Consider the following 13,461-nt stretch of genomic DNA (forward strand, 5'->3'; position numbering starts at 1 on the left):
TTACCGGTGAATTGTCATTCACCCCAAGTGCCGTCCGCTGTCTAACGGCGGGTGCGGGCCTGTACGCCGCGGGCCACCTTCGGGCCGAGCCATCGCTTGAAGCGGCGCAGCGCCTCCAGCCGCCCGGCCGCGCGGTCGATCCGGTAGTAGAGCTGCGGCGGGACGTACGGCAGGAGGGGCGAGTGCCGCTGCCCGAGCAGGGCGAACATCTGCGCCGGCGGAAGGCGGATGTAGCGCGGCAGGTTCTCGTACCACTGCGCGCTGTGGCGGGCCGCGCTCTGCACCGGCAGGAGCTCAGCCTGCCGCCGGCGCTCGTAGCGGGTGAGCGCGGTTTCGAGGTCCGTGTGCTCCCGCAGCGCTTCCGCCAGAGCGATGGCGTCCTCCAGGGCGAGGGTGGTGCCGGCGCCGATGGAGTAATGGGTGGTGTGGGCGGCGTCGCCGAGCAGGACCAGGTTGCCGCGGTGCCATGTCCGGTTGGTCAGGGTGCGGAAGGTGAGCCACTGGGCGGTGCCGTCGGACTGCGCCCGGCCGATCAGCCCGTGCCCGTTCAGCAGGTCGGCGAAGAGCTTCTCCAGCAGCGCGAGACCGTCGGCCTCGCCCGCCGTGTCGAGCCCGAGGCCGGTCCAGGTCCGCGGGGAGCACTCGATGACGAGGGTGCTCCGGTCGTCACTGAACCGGTAGGCGTAGCACCAGATCCAGCCGTGGTCCGTCTCCACGAAGGAGAAGGTGAAGGAGTCGAAGACCTTGGTGGTGCCGAGCCAGATGTAGTAGTTGCGCCCGACGTCGGTCTCGCTGCCGAAGTGGTCGGCGTGGCGCTCGCGGAGCGCGCTGTTGACCCCGTCCCCGGCGACGACGAGGTCGGCGTCGGGCAGCCGGTCGGCCGCGATCTCGCTCTCGTACTCGACGCGGACCCCGAGGGACCGGGCCCGCTCGGCGAGCAGTTCGAGCATCCGGCGGCGGCCGATGCCGAATCCCTCGTCGCCCGGGTGCACGGTCGTGCGGCCGCCGACATGGGCCACGCCGTCGCTCCAGCTCACCGAGTTCTCGCTGACGGCGAGCGCGGACGCCGGGTCGCCCTCACGAAGTTTGTCGAGCAGGCCCGCCCAGTAGGTCACTCCCCAGCCGTACGTCGATCCGGCCGGGTTCCGCTCGTGGACGGTGATGTCATGGGACGGGTCCTGGAGCTTCATCAGGATCGAGAAGTACAGGCTTGCGGGTCCGCCACCGACGCACGCGATCTTCACGCGCACTCCCCTATGTTGCACAATGCGGTCAATTGATCACGAAGAGTAGCAGGGCGTCGCACCCGCGGTTCGCGTCGGACAGGGCCCGCGGTTCACGCCGGATCACGCCCGCAGTTCGCGCCAGATCGCGGGCGTGAGCCGCGCCACGGGCCGATGGCCGCGACCGCAAGATCATCGGCACGGGGGCTCCCCGCGGAAGGATTTGCGCCCGCCGATCCACCGCGAGCACCCCGGACAGCAAGATCATCTTTGTTCAATCCTGCACGACATATACGTGATTGTCCGGATCGCAGCCAACCGACATGCGGCGATTTCTCCCGCTGTTTGACCATCCGATAGGCATATCGGGTCATCAACACCGCTGATCACAGGAGGTCTCCGCATGCCGGAGCTCACTCGTCGCCGTGCCCTCGGGGCGGCCGCCGCGCTCGCAGCGGGCGCAGGTGCCGCCCAGATCCTCGCCGCGCCTTCCGCGTCCGCTTCACTCAACGGGCCTGTCGGCTCGGGCCGTTCGATGGCCGAGCACCACCACGGCGGCCCGGAGGCCTTCGACGAGGTCTTCCAGGGGCGCCGCATAGAAGGCCGCCCGGTCACCGGGGGCGGTCACCATCACGGCGGCGGATACGCCGTGTTCATCGACGGCGCGGAGCTGCACGTGATGAGCAACGCCGACGGCAGCTGGATCAGCGTCGTCAGCCACTACGCCCCCGTGCCCACCCCGCTCGCCGCCGCCCGCGCCGCCGTCGTGGAGCTGCAGGGGGCGCCGCTCGTGCCCTTCGCCGCCAACTGATCCACCCAGCAAGCAGATCGTGGAGTCCCGCACATGACCGTACGCAAGAACCAGGCGAACCTGACCGCCGACGAGAAGCGGCGATTCGTCGACGCGCTGATCCAGCTCAAGCGCAGTGGAAAGTACGACGCCTTCGTCACGACGCACAACGCCTTCATCATGGGCGACACCGACAACGGCGAGCGCACGGGCCACCGTTCACCGTCGTTCCTGCCCTGGCACCGCAGATTCCTTCTCGAGTTCGAGCGGGCCCTGCAGTCCGTGGACTCCTCGGTGGCACTCCCCTACTGGGACTGGAGCAGCGACCGCACGACGCGCTCGTCCCTGTGGGCGCCCGACTTCCTCGGCGGCACCGGACGCAGTCTGGACGGCCGGGTGATGGACGGGCCGTTCGCCGCCGCGTCGGGCAACTGGCCGATCAACGTCCTCGTGGACAGCCGGACTTATCTCCGCAGATCGCTCGGAAGCGGGGTACGGGACCTGCCGACCCGCGCCGAGGTGGACTCCGTGCTCGCCATGACGACGTACGACATGGCGCCCTGGAACAGCTCCTCGGACGGGTTCCGCAATCACCTCGAAGGCTGGCGGGGCGTCAATCTGCACAACCGGGTGCATGTCTGGGTCGGCGGCCAGATGGGCACCGGCGTATCCCCCAACGACCCGGTGTTCTGGCTCCACCACGCTTTCATAGACAAGCTGTGGGCCGAGTGGCAGCGCCGTCACCCCGGCTCCGGCTATCTGCCGCTCGCGGGCACCCCGGACGTCGTCGACCTCGGCGAGACGATGAAGCCGTGGAACGACACCCGGCCGGCCGATCTGCTCGACCACACCGCGTTCTACACGTTCGACACGGCCTGATCCCGGCCGCGCCCGTGACCGGCGGACCCGTTCGCTGCCCCCTTCGCGGAGGCCGACCGGTCATCGGCAGCCCGGCAGACCCGGATCATCCGCACGGCAGGCGCCTGGGGCGCGGAATCGACGACGCCAGGGGACGCCTGCGGCACGGTGACGCCGAGGCGTCAGGCGCCGCCCGGCTCCTCGGTCCGGCACTCCGGGTGGCCCCAGCCCTGGGCGTTCTTGGCGATCAGCTCACCGGCGGCGTACGAACGGCCGCACACGCAACGGCCGTTGAACTTGGCCTTGATGGTGCGGCTCGACGTGCCCGGCCGGCTCGCCGTGCCCTGCCCGGCCTTGGCCGCGGGACGGCGGCGAGCCGCTCCGGAGGAGGCCGGGGTGTCGGGTGACGCGGGCGGCTCCGGGGACCCGAGGTCGCTGCCCGCGGGCTGCTGCACGATCGCGGCCTGGCTGGCGGCACGGTCGGCGAAGTCGTTCAGGCGGTCGCCGTCGACCTGGTGCGCGGGGACGTAGCGGAACTCCACCGTGCGGCCGGTGAGGAGTTCGTCGATACGGGCGACGAGTTCCTGGTTGGCGACGGGCTTTCCCGCGGCCGTCTTCCAGCCCTTGCGCTTCCAGCCCGGCAGCCACGTCGTGACGGCCTTCATCGCGTACTGGGAGTCCATCCGGATCTCCAGCGGAACGTCCGGCGCGATCGCCGTCAACAGGCGTTCCAGCGCGGTCAGTTCGGCGACGTTGTTGGTCGCCGTGCCCAGCGGCCCCGCTTCCCAGCGGGTCGGGGTCTCGTCCCCGTCGGCGACGACCCAGGCCCATCCGGCGGGTCCCGGGTTTCCCTTCGAAGCCCCGTCACAGGCGGCCACAACGCGTTCAGGCATGACCCCGATCATGCCACGCCCCGGCGGGGGCACCGCGCACGGGGCGCGGGGCCCCCGCCGGGGCGGGACGGTGTGGACCCACCCCGCCGGTGACCACCGGCGGGCGGAGGAGGTGCGTGTCGACCATGCGCCTGACAGCGCGTCCCGCCCGTGTGCGGGAGGCCGTCGTCAGGACACGTCCGTCAGCCCGGGCATCTCGCCCTGGGTCGTCTTCATGTCGATGACGGAGAACGGCGCGCCCTGCGGGTCGCTCAGCGCGGCGAACCGGCCGAACGGGCTGTCCATCGGCCCGAAGCGCAGGACCGCACCGCGCTCGGTCGCCTTGGCCACCGCGGTGTCGCAGTTCTCGACGGTGAAGTAGACGTTGACGTACGGCGGCACCTCGGGCGGGAAGTCGTCCGTCATCTTCATCCGGCCGAGGACCGGTTTCCCGTCGAGGTTGAAGATGCGGAAGTCGATGGCGTCGTCGCGCACCTGTTGCGCGGTGAACGGGAAGACCGCCGGGAAGAACGCGTCGGCCTTCTCCACGTCACGCGTGAAGACCTCGGCCCAGGCGTAGGCGCCGGGCTCACCGATCGACTCGAAGCCCTCGTGGACACCCGCCTGCCATACGCCGAAGACCGCCCCGCTGGGGTCCCGGGCCAAGGTCATCGTGCCGAACTCGCCGACCTGCATCGGCTCCATCAGCACCTCACCGCCCTGGTCCTTGATCTTCGCGGCGGTCGCGGCGGCGTCGGGCGAGGCGAAGTACAGACACCAGGCGGACTGGCCCTCCTGCCCCGGCATCGGCGGCACGACCGCGGCCACGGCCTTGCCGTTGGAAAAGGCCTGTGTGTAGTTCCCGTACTCCGAGGACGCCTCGCCGAACGTCCAGCCGAGCACGTCCCCGTAGAAACTCTTGGCGCCTTCGACATCGCTGAACATCGCGTCCGCCCAGCAGGGCGTTCCTTCAGGCTGTACGGCCATGACCCGACCTTCTCCTGTTCGGTGAACGGTTTGCGCTGTTCACGCTAGCCAGCCTTCACGCGGGCCGCGCGCCGAAGCGCGGGCGCTGCACGACACTGGAGAACGGGCCGACCTGGCCGTCGACGGGACGGGGCACGGGATGATGCGGGCGTGGGAAGTGATCCGGCCGGGGCCGATCGAGGGGGAGCCGCTGCGCCTCGTCGAAAAGCCGGTGCCGACGCCCGGACCCGGCGAACTCCTGGTGCACGTCCGCGCCTGCGGGGTGTGCCGCACCGATCTGCACGTGAGTGAGGGAGACCTGCCCGTGCACCGCCCCGCGGTGACGCCGGGCCACGAGGTCGTCGGCGTGGTGGCGGGAACAGGCGCCGGGGTGAGCGGCTTCGCCCCCGGCGACCGGGTGGGGGTCGCCTGGTTGCGCCGTACGGACGGCACCTGCGGGTACTGCGCGCGCGGGGCCGAGAACCTCTGCCCGGCGTCCGAGTACACGGGCTGGGACGCCGACGGCGGTTACGCGGAGTACACGACCGTGCCGGCCGGCTTCGCCTACCGGCTGCCCGACGACGTCGACGACGTCGCCCTGGCGCCGCTGCTGTGCGCGGGCATCATCGGCTACCGGGCGCTGCGCAGGGCCGCGCTGCCGCGGGGCGGCCGACTGGGCCTGTACGGCTTCGGCGGCAGCGCCCACCTGTGCGCGCAGCTCGCGCTCGCCGAGGGCGCCACCGTGCACGTACTGACACGGGATCCGGCCGCGCGCCGACTGGCTCTGGACCTGGGGGCCGCGTCCGCCCGCGAGGCCTACGACGAGCCGCCCGAGCCCCTGGACAGCGCGATCCTGTTCGCGCCGGTCGGCGATCTGGTCCCGGTCGCCCTGCGGGCGCTGGACCGGGGCGGCGTCCTGTCGGTCGCGGGCATCCATCTGAGCGACGTCCCGCCGCTGCGCTACGAGAGCGACCTCTTCTACGAGAAGGAGCTGCGCAGCGTCACCTCCAACACGCGTGAGGACGGCGGGGAGTTCCTGGCTCTCGCGGCCCGCCACGGCATCCGTGCCACGACGCACGCCTACCCGCTGGAGCGGGCGCCACAGGCCCTGCGGGATCTCAAGGCGGGCCGCTTCGACGGAGCGGCCGTACTGGTGAACGACCTCTCGCCGACGGGCTGAGCATGCGGGCGCGCCGCCCCCGTGCGTGGATGGAGCCAGGCGTGTGCTGCGGTGGAGGTGCGATGGCGGGCCGGGGCGGTGACGACACGGCGGGTGCGGGGGCGCCGCCCGACGCCTTGGAGGACGCCATCGAGTCGATCGGCACGACGCTCGACGAGCGGACCACCTGTGCGGAACTCGTGGCGTTCGTGTGCCGGCACTTCTGCGAGACCGCCGCCGTGGACCTGCTGCCGACGGACGTCGCGGCCGACCGCCACTCCCCGGACCCGGATTTCTTCCGCGTCGCCACCGCCGGCCGCAGCCAGTTGCTCACCCCGTCGGGCGGTCCGCGCCCGCTGTCCGTCCGCGCGCTCGACGAGGGGCATCCGATCGCCGCCTCGATCGACCTGTCCGGCCGTGTACCCCGGCAGGTCATGACCGTGCCCCTGCTCGCGCGCGGACGCCTGTACGGGGTGCTGCTCGCGGTCCGGCGGGGAGCGCCGTTCACGGACGCCGACACGTCGGGCACGCACTACGCGGCGCGTCTCGCGGCCGTGCACCTCGGCCATTCCCGCCGGCACGACACCGTCCGCCGTACGGTCCTGGATCTCCAGCGGGCGCTGCTGGCCGAACCCGGCCGGCCGCATCCGAACCTCGACCTCGCCACCCGCTATCTGCCGGCCGGAGGCGGCACCCTGGTCGGCGGGGACTGGTTCGAGACCGTACGGCTGCACTTCGGGCGGACCCTGCTGGTCGTGGGCGACGTGATGGGCCACGGCCTGGACGCGGCGGTGGACATGAACGCGTACCGCTCGATGCTGCGCTATGTCGCCTCGACGGATCTGCCGCCGCACCGGGTGCTGCGCCGGCTGGACGCGGCGGTCTCCGAGGACGGCACCCGGCGTCCGGCCACCTGTCTGCTCGTCCGCGTCGATCCGGCGCGCGGGATCGCGGTGATCGCGGGCGCCGGGCATCTGCCTCCGGTGGTGTTCGCCGGGGACGGCTCGGGCGAACTGCTGCCGCTGCCGGTCGGTCCGCCGCTGGGCACGGGGGTGGGCGGCTACGAGCAGGTGGTCCGCAGGCTCTCCCCCGACGACACCCTGGTGATGTTCACCGATGGTCTCGTGGAGCGCCGCCACGAGGACATCGACGAGTCGCTGGCACGGCTGGCCGCGCTGCGCCTCCCACCGGGCGCGGGGGTCGACGACCTGCTCGACGAGGTGCTCGCCAAGCTCGACGCCCGGCACGCGGAGGACGACGTGGCGGTGCTGGCGGCCCGGATCCACCCCCGGAACCACTCGGCCTGAGGCGCCGCAGCACGGGGAACCAGCCGGGCTGAGGCACGTTCAGCAACCGGAACCACTCGACCCAAGGCACGCAGCACCCGCAACCACCCAGGCTGAGGCGCGCTCGGCCCCCGTACCCCCGGCCGGGGAGGCTCCCTGCCCCGGCGTGGGGGCCCGCCCCGACCGCCGAGGGGTCGGCCCGGCCGCGGGGATCCGGGTGTGCGGTACGCCCCGTAGCCGGCCGCCCGCCGGCTACTCCCCCGCGAACACCTTCTCCAGGGCCGCGATGTCCAGCTTGGACATCTGGAGCATCGCCTTGAACGTGCGGCCCGCCTTCTCCTGGTCCGGGTCACTGATCAGGTCGATGAGCCGGACGGGGACGACCTGCCAGGAGAGTCCGTACTTGTCCTTGAGCCAGCCGCAGGGGCCCGCCTCGCCACCGTCGTCGATGAACCTGTTCCAGTAGTGGTCCACCTCTTCCTGATCGGCGCAGTCGATCTGGAAGGAGACCGCCTCGTCGAACGTGAACTGCGGGCCTCCGTTGAGCGCGACGAACTTCTGGCCGTTGGCCACGAACTCGGCGGCCAGCACCGAACCGGCGGGGCCCGGCCCGGCCTCGGTGTAGTGGCCGATCCTGCCGAGCCTGGAGTTCTCGAAGACCGAGACGTAGTAGTTGGCGGCCTCCTCGGCCTGACCGTCGAACCACAGACAGGTGGTGAAACCGTCGGCGGGCATGTGTACCTCCTCGGGCGGGAAACGTCGTCACTTCTGTCGACTGATCCTCGTCCGAAAACTCATCTGCCGCGCGCGCACGAACTCACCCGCGACGGCCCGGGACCACCTCCGCCCAGGCCCCGCCGAAGGGCTCGTTCCAGACGGTTGCCGCGATCCGCCAGACCTTCCAGCCACAGGGAAAACCGCTGCCGGACGCCTCGCCCGCCGAGTTAGGGTCCGCGGACATGACCTTCACCGACGCACCCGGCGTCCATCCGTTCCGTATCGACTTCCCGCAGAGCTACCTGGACGACCTGCACCGACGCCTCGACCACACCCGCTGGCCCGACGAACTGCCCGGAGTGGGCTGGGCCCGCGGAGTCCCGAAGGACTACCTCCAGGATCTCGTACGGTACTGGCGGCACGCCTACGACTGGCGCGCGGCCGAGGAACGCCTCAACGCGTGGCCGCAGTTCACCACCGAGATCGACGGCGCGCGTCTGCACTTCGCGCACATCCGCTCGCCGGAACCCGGGGCGACCCCGCTGGTCATGACGCACGGCTGGCCCGGGTCGATCGTCGAATTCACCGATGTCGTCGGGCCGTTGACCGATCCGCGCGCGCACGGCGGCGATCCGGCCGACGCCTTTCACCTGGTCGTGCCGAGCATTCCCGGATTCGGGCTCTCGGGGCCGACGCGGGACACCGGCTGGGAGTTCACCCGGGTGGCCGCCGCGTTCGCCGAGCTGATGGAGCGGCTCGGCTACCGGCGCTACGGCGCACAGGGCGGGGACTGGGGCGGGGCCGTCTCGCGCGAGCTGGGACGCGCGTACCCCGACCGGGTGACGGGCGTCCACCTCAACCTGCTGCCCGGTGCGTACGCCGTCACCGAGCCGACGGCCGAGGAACTGGCCGTCCTGACCCCGGACGAGCGCGAGCGGACCCTCGTCTCCTGGCGGCGGGGCCAGGAATGGAACCGCGAGGAAGCCGGTTACGCCGCGCTCCAGTCGACGCGGCCGCAGACGCTCGCGTACGCCCTCACGGACTCCCCGGTCGGTCAACTCGCCTGGATCGCCGAGAAGTTCCGTCAGTGGACCGACTCGAAGGACCGTCCCGAGGACGCCGTGGACCGGGATCTGCTGCTGACGAACGTGATGCTGTACTGGCTGACCGGCACGGCCGGTTCGTCCGCGCGGATCTACTACGAGCGTGCCCATGCCGCCTATCGGGGCGCACCGCCCGAGCCGTCGACCGCTCCGACCGCGCTCGCCGTCTTTCCCGAGGAGAACTTCGTCGCGCTGCGCCATGTCGCCGAACGCACCGACACCATCGTCCGCTGGACCGAGTTCGACCGGGGCGGCCACTTCGCCGCGATGGAGGAACCGGATCTGCTGGTCGCGGACATCCGGGCGTTCTTCCGCCAACTCGCCCGCCTGCCCGGGTGAGGCCGGTCATCGCGCGCGCTCCAGCTCCGGGTGCGGCCGGAATGAGCTCCGGATGCCGTCGAAGATCTTGAAGAGCCGGTTCCGAGTGTGATTATTTACTTAGAGTAGTCAGTCTGCCACTTTACGTGACGATCGGTCGGGAGTGTCACGGCCCCTCAGGCACGGAGCTGCCCTCATGCGACGCATCACCACCCGGATCGCTACCCTCGCGGCCACTGCCCTGCTCGCCCTGGCCACGGGTCAGAGCGGGCAGGCCGGCGCCGCCGCCGATGCCGCGTACTTCAACATGCGAGACATCACCGGCCACAACTTCGTCATCGAGATCACCAGGCCGGAAGTCATCAAGGAAGCCCGCGAGATCGTCGCCAACGGCGACAGCAAGATCGTTATCGGCCGGCTCATCATGCGTGCGGCCGGCTACAACCCCACGTGGGACTTCCACTTCAACCCGGACACCGTCAGCTTCGCCGATGGAGCCCCCGAGGTCTGCGACTCCACCATCCCCTACGTCGAGGACCACCTGGACGAAGTCGGCGGCCCCTTCCTCCCCGGCTACTACTGGTGCCCCTGGTCCGGCCGCCTCACCGCGGAGGTTTCCGCCCCTTAGCCCTGCCCGTGCTCGCCGGCCTCGAACGGTGACACGGCCACGATCTCCATCCGACGCGTGACCGCGACCGGACGGCGACCCGCGGCCAGCCCGGTAGGACCGGGGAGTCAGGAACGGGCCGCACGGGATCTCCGTGCGGCCCGTCGCCCTCCTTCCGCTTTCCGCCCGCTCTGCCCACGGCGAATCTGCTGCGGGCCGAGAAAGCCGTTCCGGCGCCGTCGGCGGACCGAGAGTGGAGTCAGCGGCGACGCCCGCCGCGTCACGACCAGGAGGAACCATGACTCCCCTCACCACCGGCTGGGACCCGGCCCGCGCACCGCGGGCCGAGGAGGGCGACACTCCCGCGACCCGCTTCGACGACCATCTGGCCGCGCAGTTGCTCGCCCAGCGGATCGTCCTCCTCGGCACCCAGGTCGACGAGGTCTCCGCGAACCGGGTGTGCGCCCAACTGCTCGTACTCTCCGCCGAGGACGCGCGCACGGACATCAGCCTGTACATCAACAGTCCGGGCGGATCGGTGACCGCGGGCCTCGCCATCTACGACACCATGCGGCTGATCCCCAACGACGTCTCCACGCTCGCGATGGGATTCGCCGCGAGCATGGGGCAGTTCCTGCTCAGCGTGGGGGCGCGCGGCAAGCGTTTCGCGCTGCCGAACGCGCGGATCATGATGCACCAGCCCTCCGCGGGCATCGGCGGCACCACCGCCGACATCGAGATCCAGGCGCAGAACCACGAGTTCACCAAGCGGGCCATCGAACGGATCACCGCGGAACACACCGGCCAGAGCGAGGAGACGATCTCCAGGGACGGCGACCGCGACCGCTGGTTCACGGCCGAACAGGCCAAGGAGTACGGCATGGTGGACCGGGTCGTGGAGTCGCTCGACGATGTCCGCCCGGCCGCGTCACGGCGACGGATGGGGCTCTGACATGGGTACGTACACGATCCCGAACGTCGTCGAGCGGACCCCGCAGGGCGAGCGGTCGTACGACGTCTTCAGCCGGCTGCTCTCGGAGCGGATCATCTTTCTCGGCACGGAGATCGACGACGGCGTCGCCAACGTCGTCATCGCGCAGCTCCTCCATCTGGAGTCGTCGAGTCCGGAGAGCGAGATCGCGATCTACATCAACTCGCCCGGCGGCTCGTTCACTTCGCTGATGGCGATCTACGACACGATGACCTTCGTGCAGGCGCCCATCTCGACGTTCTGCGTCGGGCAGGCCGCCTCGACGGCCGCGGTCCTGCTGGCCGGGGGCGATCCCGGACGGCGGTTCGTCCTGGAGCACGCACGCGTCCTGCTCGGCCAGCCGGCGAGCGGCGGACGCCAGGGCACGGTGTCGGACCTCAGCCTCCAGGCCAAGGAGATGCTGCGGATCCGCTCGCAGGTCGAGGAGGTGCTGTCCCGGCACACCCACCACGACGTCGCCACGCTGCGCGCGGACATGGACCGCGACAAGATCTTCACCGCGCGGGAGGCGGTGGAGTACGGGCTCGCGGACGAGATCCTGAGCCGGCGGCTCGCCGTGCTCTGACCCCCGGGGCGCCCCGGGGGCCGGAGTCAGGCGGCGAGACACATGCCGTCGTAGCGCGAGGACGAGGACGAGCGGGAGCGGCCCCGGTGGGCCTCGGCCAGGGTGTGCCGGGTCAACTCCCGCTGGGCCAGCGACAGCAACTCGGTGAGGCCGAGACCGAGGGCGCGCGCGGCGGCCGCGAGGACCTCGGAGGAGGCCTCCTTGCGGCCGCGCTCCACCTCGGAGAGGTAGGGCATGGAGATACGGGCCGCGTCGGCCACGTCCTTGAGCGTGCGCTCCTGGGCCAGGCGCTCGCGCCGCAGGACGTCGCCGACCAGGTCGCGCCACAACGGCTCCTTGCCCCGGGGGCCGGGAGCCGCCGGGGCCGTCGGCCCCCGGTGCGGCGCGAGGACCGGCGGGTGCGGTGCCCGAGCCGGGGCGTCGGCCACCGACGGGGTCCGGGAGGGCTCGCGTGCCGCCGCCGGGCGCAGGGGAATGACGCGGGCTTCGTCGGGCGCGTGGTTGCTCACCCCTTCAGCCTAGAAGCGCCGGGCCGTACCGGAAGGGAGCGGCGTTCCGCTCTCGGTGAAGCGGCGGAACGCCGTTGGCCCATGCGGAGGAGGAGACGGCGGAGGCCGCCGACTGCGTCGTCAGACCGGCGGACGCCGAACCGGACGCCGGGGCCGATTCCGTCGCGGTCGACGGGGGCGCGCTGGACGGGGGCTCCGGCTGCGCCGAGGACGGCGCGGACGAGGTCGGTCCGGAGGGGGACGACGAGCTCTCCGACGAAGGCGAGGCCGAGGTCGACGGGCAGGGACTGCCGGACGCCGGCTTCTTGTCGCCGGGCGAGGAGCACGGCGAAGCGGACCCCGAGACACTGACCGACGGCGAGGGGTTCACCGGCGGGTGCGTCTTCTTGTCCTGGTGCACGTTGTCGCCCCGGTGCCGGGCGATCCACTCGTTGTTGTCCGGGTCGAAGATCACGAACACGTTGATGATCGTCGTCGAGGGCGCGACGACCACGACGTTCTGCGAGCGGTACGAGGACCACGAGTCGCCGGTCGGCTTGGGGGTGCCCTGTTGCGGGACCGCCGCGAGCAGCGGGTTGCCGCACGCGCAGCGCACCCGGGGCACACCGCGCGCGTCCACGAGAACGGCGGTGCCTGCCTGGAGGACCGCCTGGTAGCTGGTGGGGGCGCCGTTGCGGTAGCCGTGGTTGGTGACGCGGGTGTCCATGCGCAGCTGTACGGGGGTCAGGGACCGCAGATACGCGGGGACCGCGTCCGGCTGGATGCCCTGCACCGAGGCGAACGCCTTGTTCTTCGCGGGGTCCGCCTGGAGCGCGCTGATCTGCTTGCCCACGTCGCAACTGGAGACGTTGCGGGTGCCGCCGTAGAGGCCGGGCGCGTTGCCGCTGACGGCGCGGGTCGCGTTGGCGGGCGCCGACCGGGCCGGTGTCGCGGGGGTCTGGGGCTCGGTGGAACTGTCGTTGGCGGTCGACTCGGTGAACGGATCGGGCCCCGTCTTGTCCGCGGACTGCAGGAAGACCTCGCTGCCGGTGTTCTTGGACCCGCCGCCGTTGTTCGTGAAGACCAGACCGAGGATCACCGCCGCCGCCACGACACCGGTGATCAGCGCCACCCGCGGGGCCGACCGCCACCAGGGCCGCTCGGGTCCCCCACCCGGTCGGCCGGGCCCGGTGGCGCCACCGCCGGGCCCGGACGGACCACCCGTACCGCCGCCGCCCGTACCACCGCCGCCGGTACCGCCGGCTCCGCTTCCCCCTCCGGCTCCGCTTCCCCCGCCGGACGCGCCGCTGGGCGGTCCGGCGGGCGGGCGGCTGACGGGCTGGGTCGGGCTCGGCTGCGACGGGCCCGACAGCGGGCCCGAAGGCGGTCCGGTGGGACGGCCGGAGGACGGCGGTTCGACGCTCACGAGCTCTTCTTCCCGATGGAGGGATGCAGCGGCATCCGGGCACTTTGTGCCGCTTTCTTCCACAGCGAACCCATTGTGTGCCCCGTTCCGCC

General features: G+C 71.5%; 13 protein-coding genes and 1 pseudogene. 8 read left to right on the plus strand and 6 right to left on the minus strand.

Going from position 1 to position 13,461, the window contains the following annotated elements; all coding sequences use genetic code 11:
• Window positions 1-41: 41 nt before the first annotated feature.
• Entirely contained in the window at window positions 42-1,244 is a 1,203-nt protein-coding gene (locus tag ACIQRL_RS40100) for an FAD-dependent monooxygenase (protein ID WP_401341137.1), read from the minus strand.
• Between the two features lie 382 nt (window positions 1,245-1,626).
• Here ACIQRL_RS40100 and ACIQRL_RS40105 point away from each other — a divergent pair, with 382 nt between their 5' ends.
• Together ACIQRL_RS40105 and ACIQRL_RS40110 are read left to right on the plus strand one after the other, a co-directional pair.
• Entirely contained in the window at window positions 1,627-2,034 is a 408-nt protein-coding gene (locus tag ACIQRL_RS40105; protein ID WP_401341139.1) for a tyrosinase cofactor, read from the plus strand.
• A gap of 33 nt (window positions 2,035-2,067) precedes the next feature.
• Entirely contained in the window at window positions 2,068-2,892 is an 825-nt protein-coding gene (locus tag ACIQRL_RS40110) for a tyrosinase family protein (protein ID WP_401341141.1), read from the plus strand.
• 161 nt (window positions 2,893-3,053) lie between these two features.
• Here ACIQRL_RS40110 and ACIQRL_RS40115 read toward each other — a convergent pair whose 3' ends face one another.
• Window positions 3,054-3,776, minus strand: a complete 723-nt coding sequence (locus ACIQRL_RS40115; RefSeq protein ID WP_401341142.1) for a ribonuclease H — start codon at window positions 3,774-3,776, stop codon at window positions 3,054-3,056.
• 156 nt (window positions 3,777-3,932) lie between these two features.
• Window positions 3,933-4,730 (minus strand): VOC family protein, encoded by a 798-nt coding sequence (locus ACIQRL_RS40120; RefSeq protein ID WP_401341144.1) that lies wholly within the window; start codon window positions 4,728-4,730, stop codon window positions 3,933-3,935.
• A gap of 142 nt (window positions 4,731-4,872) precedes the next feature.
• Here ACIQRL_RS40120 and ACIQRL_RS40125 point away from each other — a divergent pair, with 142 nt between their 5' ends.
• On the plus strand, window positions 4,873-5,889 hold the full coding sequence (locus ACIQRL_RS40125) for a zinc-binding alcohol dehydrogenase family protein (RefSeq protein ID WP_401341228.1): 1,017 nt from the start codon (window positions 4,873-4,875) through the stop codon (window positions 5,887-5,889).
• Window positions 5,890-5,951: 62 nt separating this feature from the next.
• Window positions 5,952-7,175 carry a PP2C family protein-serine/threonine phosphatase gene (locus ACIQRL_RS40130; RefSeq protein WP_401341147.1) on the plus strand — a complete coding sequence of 408 codons (1,224 nt, stop codon included), beginning with the start codon at window positions 5,952-5,954 and terminating at the stop codon, window positions 7,173-7,175.
• 231 nt (window positions 7,176-7,406) lie between these two features.
• On the opposite strand, the gene ACIQRL_RS40135 is transcribed toward ACIQRL_RS40130, so the two are convergent.
• The gene (locus tag ACIQRL_RS40135; protein WP_401341149.1) at window positions 7,407-7,889 is read right to left on the minus strand and encodes a VOC family protein; all 483 of its coding nucleotides are present in this window, start codon (window positions 7,887-7,889) and stop codon (window positions 7,407-7,409) included.
• 224 nt (window positions 7,890-8,113) lie between these two features.
• On the opposite strand from ACIQRL_RS40135, the gene ACIQRL_RS40140 reads away from it, so the two are divergent.
• The 4 genes from ACIQRL_RS40140 to ACIQRL_RS40155 all read left to right on the plus strand — a co-directional run bounded on the left by ACIQRL_RS40140 (window position 8,114) and on the right by ACIQRL_RS40155 (window position 11,455).
• Window positions 8,114-9,313: an epoxide hydrolase family protein gene (locus tag ACIQRL_RS40140; RefSeq protein WP_401341152.1), complete on the plus strand. Its 1,200-nt coding sequence runs from the start codon at window positions 8,114-8,116 to the stop codon at window positions 9,311-9,313.
• Between the two features lie 175 nt (window positions 9,314-9,488).
• The gene (locus ACIQRL_RS40145; protein ID WP_401341154.1) at window positions 9,489-9,920 is read left to right on the plus strand and encodes a calmodulin-binding protein; all 432 of its coding nucleotides are present in this window, start codon (window positions 9,489-9,491) and stop codon (window positions 9,918-9,920) included.
• Between the two features lie 277 nt (window positions 9,921-10,197).
• Entirely contained in the window at window positions 10,198-10,851 is a 654-nt protein-coding gene (locus ACIQRL_RS40150) for an ATP-dependent Clp protease proteolytic subunit (protein ID WP_401341157.1), read from the plus strand.
• 1 nt (window position 10,852) lies between these two features.
• The gene (locus tag ACIQRL_RS40155) at window positions 10,853-11,455 is read left to right on the plus strand and encodes a ClpP family protease (protein WP_401341159.1); all 603 of its coding nucleotides are present in this window, start codon (window positions 10,853-10,855) and stop codon (window positions 11,453-11,455) included.
• 26 nt (window positions 11,456-11,481) lie between these two features.
• On the opposite strand, the gene ACIQRL_RS40160 is transcribed toward ACIQRL_RS40155, so the two are convergent.
• Window positions 11,482-11,964, minus strand: coding sequence for a helix-turn-helix domain-containing protein (locus ACIQRL_RS40160; protein ID WP_401341162.1), 483 nt, complete (start codon window positions 11,962-11,964; stop codon window positions 11,482-11,484).
• A gap of 142 nt (window positions 11,965-12,106) precedes the next feature.
• Window positions 12,107-13,369: pseudogene (locus ACIQRL_RS40165) on the minus strand (DUF6777 domain-containing protein); the annotation flags it as partial.
• Window positions 13,370-13,461: the final 92 nt, after the last annotated feature.

Source organism: Streptomyces sp. NPDC091209 (genome assembly GCF_044757755.1).
Classification (GTDB): Bacteria; Actinomycetota; Actinomycetes; order Streptomycetales; family Streptomycetaceae; genus Streptomyces.

Coding starts and splice junctions, on each gene's coding strand:
- ACIQRL_RS40105 (WP_401341139.1), top strand. CDS start 1,627: ATGCCGGAGCTCACTCGTCGCCGTGCCCTCGGGGCGGCCGCCGCGCTC.
- ACIQRL_RS40110 (WP_401341141.1), top strand. CDS start 2,068: ATGACCGTACGCAAGAACCAGGCGAACCTGACCGCCGACGAGAAGCGG.
- ACIQRL_RS40115 (WP_401341142.1), bottom strand. CDS start 3,776: ATGATCGGGGTCATGCCTGAACGCGTTGTGGCCGCCTGTGACGGGGCT.
- ACIQRL_RS40120 (WP_401341144.1), bottom strand. CDS start 4,730: ATGGCCGTACAGCCTGAAGGAACGCCCTGCTGGGCGGACGCGATGTTC.
- ACIQRL_RS40125 (WP_401341228.1), top strand. CDS start 4,873: ATGCGGGCGTGGGAAGTGATCCGGCCGGGGCCGATCGAGGGGGAGCCG.
- ACIQRL_RS40130 (WP_401341147.1), top strand. CDS start 5,952: ATGGCGGGCCGGGGCGGTGACGACACGGCGGGTGCGGGGGCGCCGCCC.
- ACIQRL_RS40135 (WP_401341149.1), bottom strand. CDS start 7,889: ATGCCCGCCGACGGTTTCACCACCTGTCTGTGGTTCGACGGTCAGGCC.
- ACIQRL_RS40140 (WP_401341152.1), top strand. CDS start 8,114: ATGACCTTCACCGACGCACCCGGCGTCCATCCGTTCCGTATCGACTTC.
- ACIQRL_RS40145 (WP_401341154.1), top strand. CDS start 9,489: ATGCGACGCATCACCACCCGGATCGCTACCCTCGCGGCCACTGCCCTG.
- ACIQRL_RS40150 (WP_401341157.1), top strand. CDS start 10,198: ATGACTCCCCTCACCACCGGCTGGGACCCGGCCCGCGCACCGCGGGCC.
- ACIQRL_RS40155 (WP_401341159.1), top strand. CDS start 10,853: ATGGGTACGTACACGATCCCGAACGTCGTCGAGCGGACCCCGCAGGGC.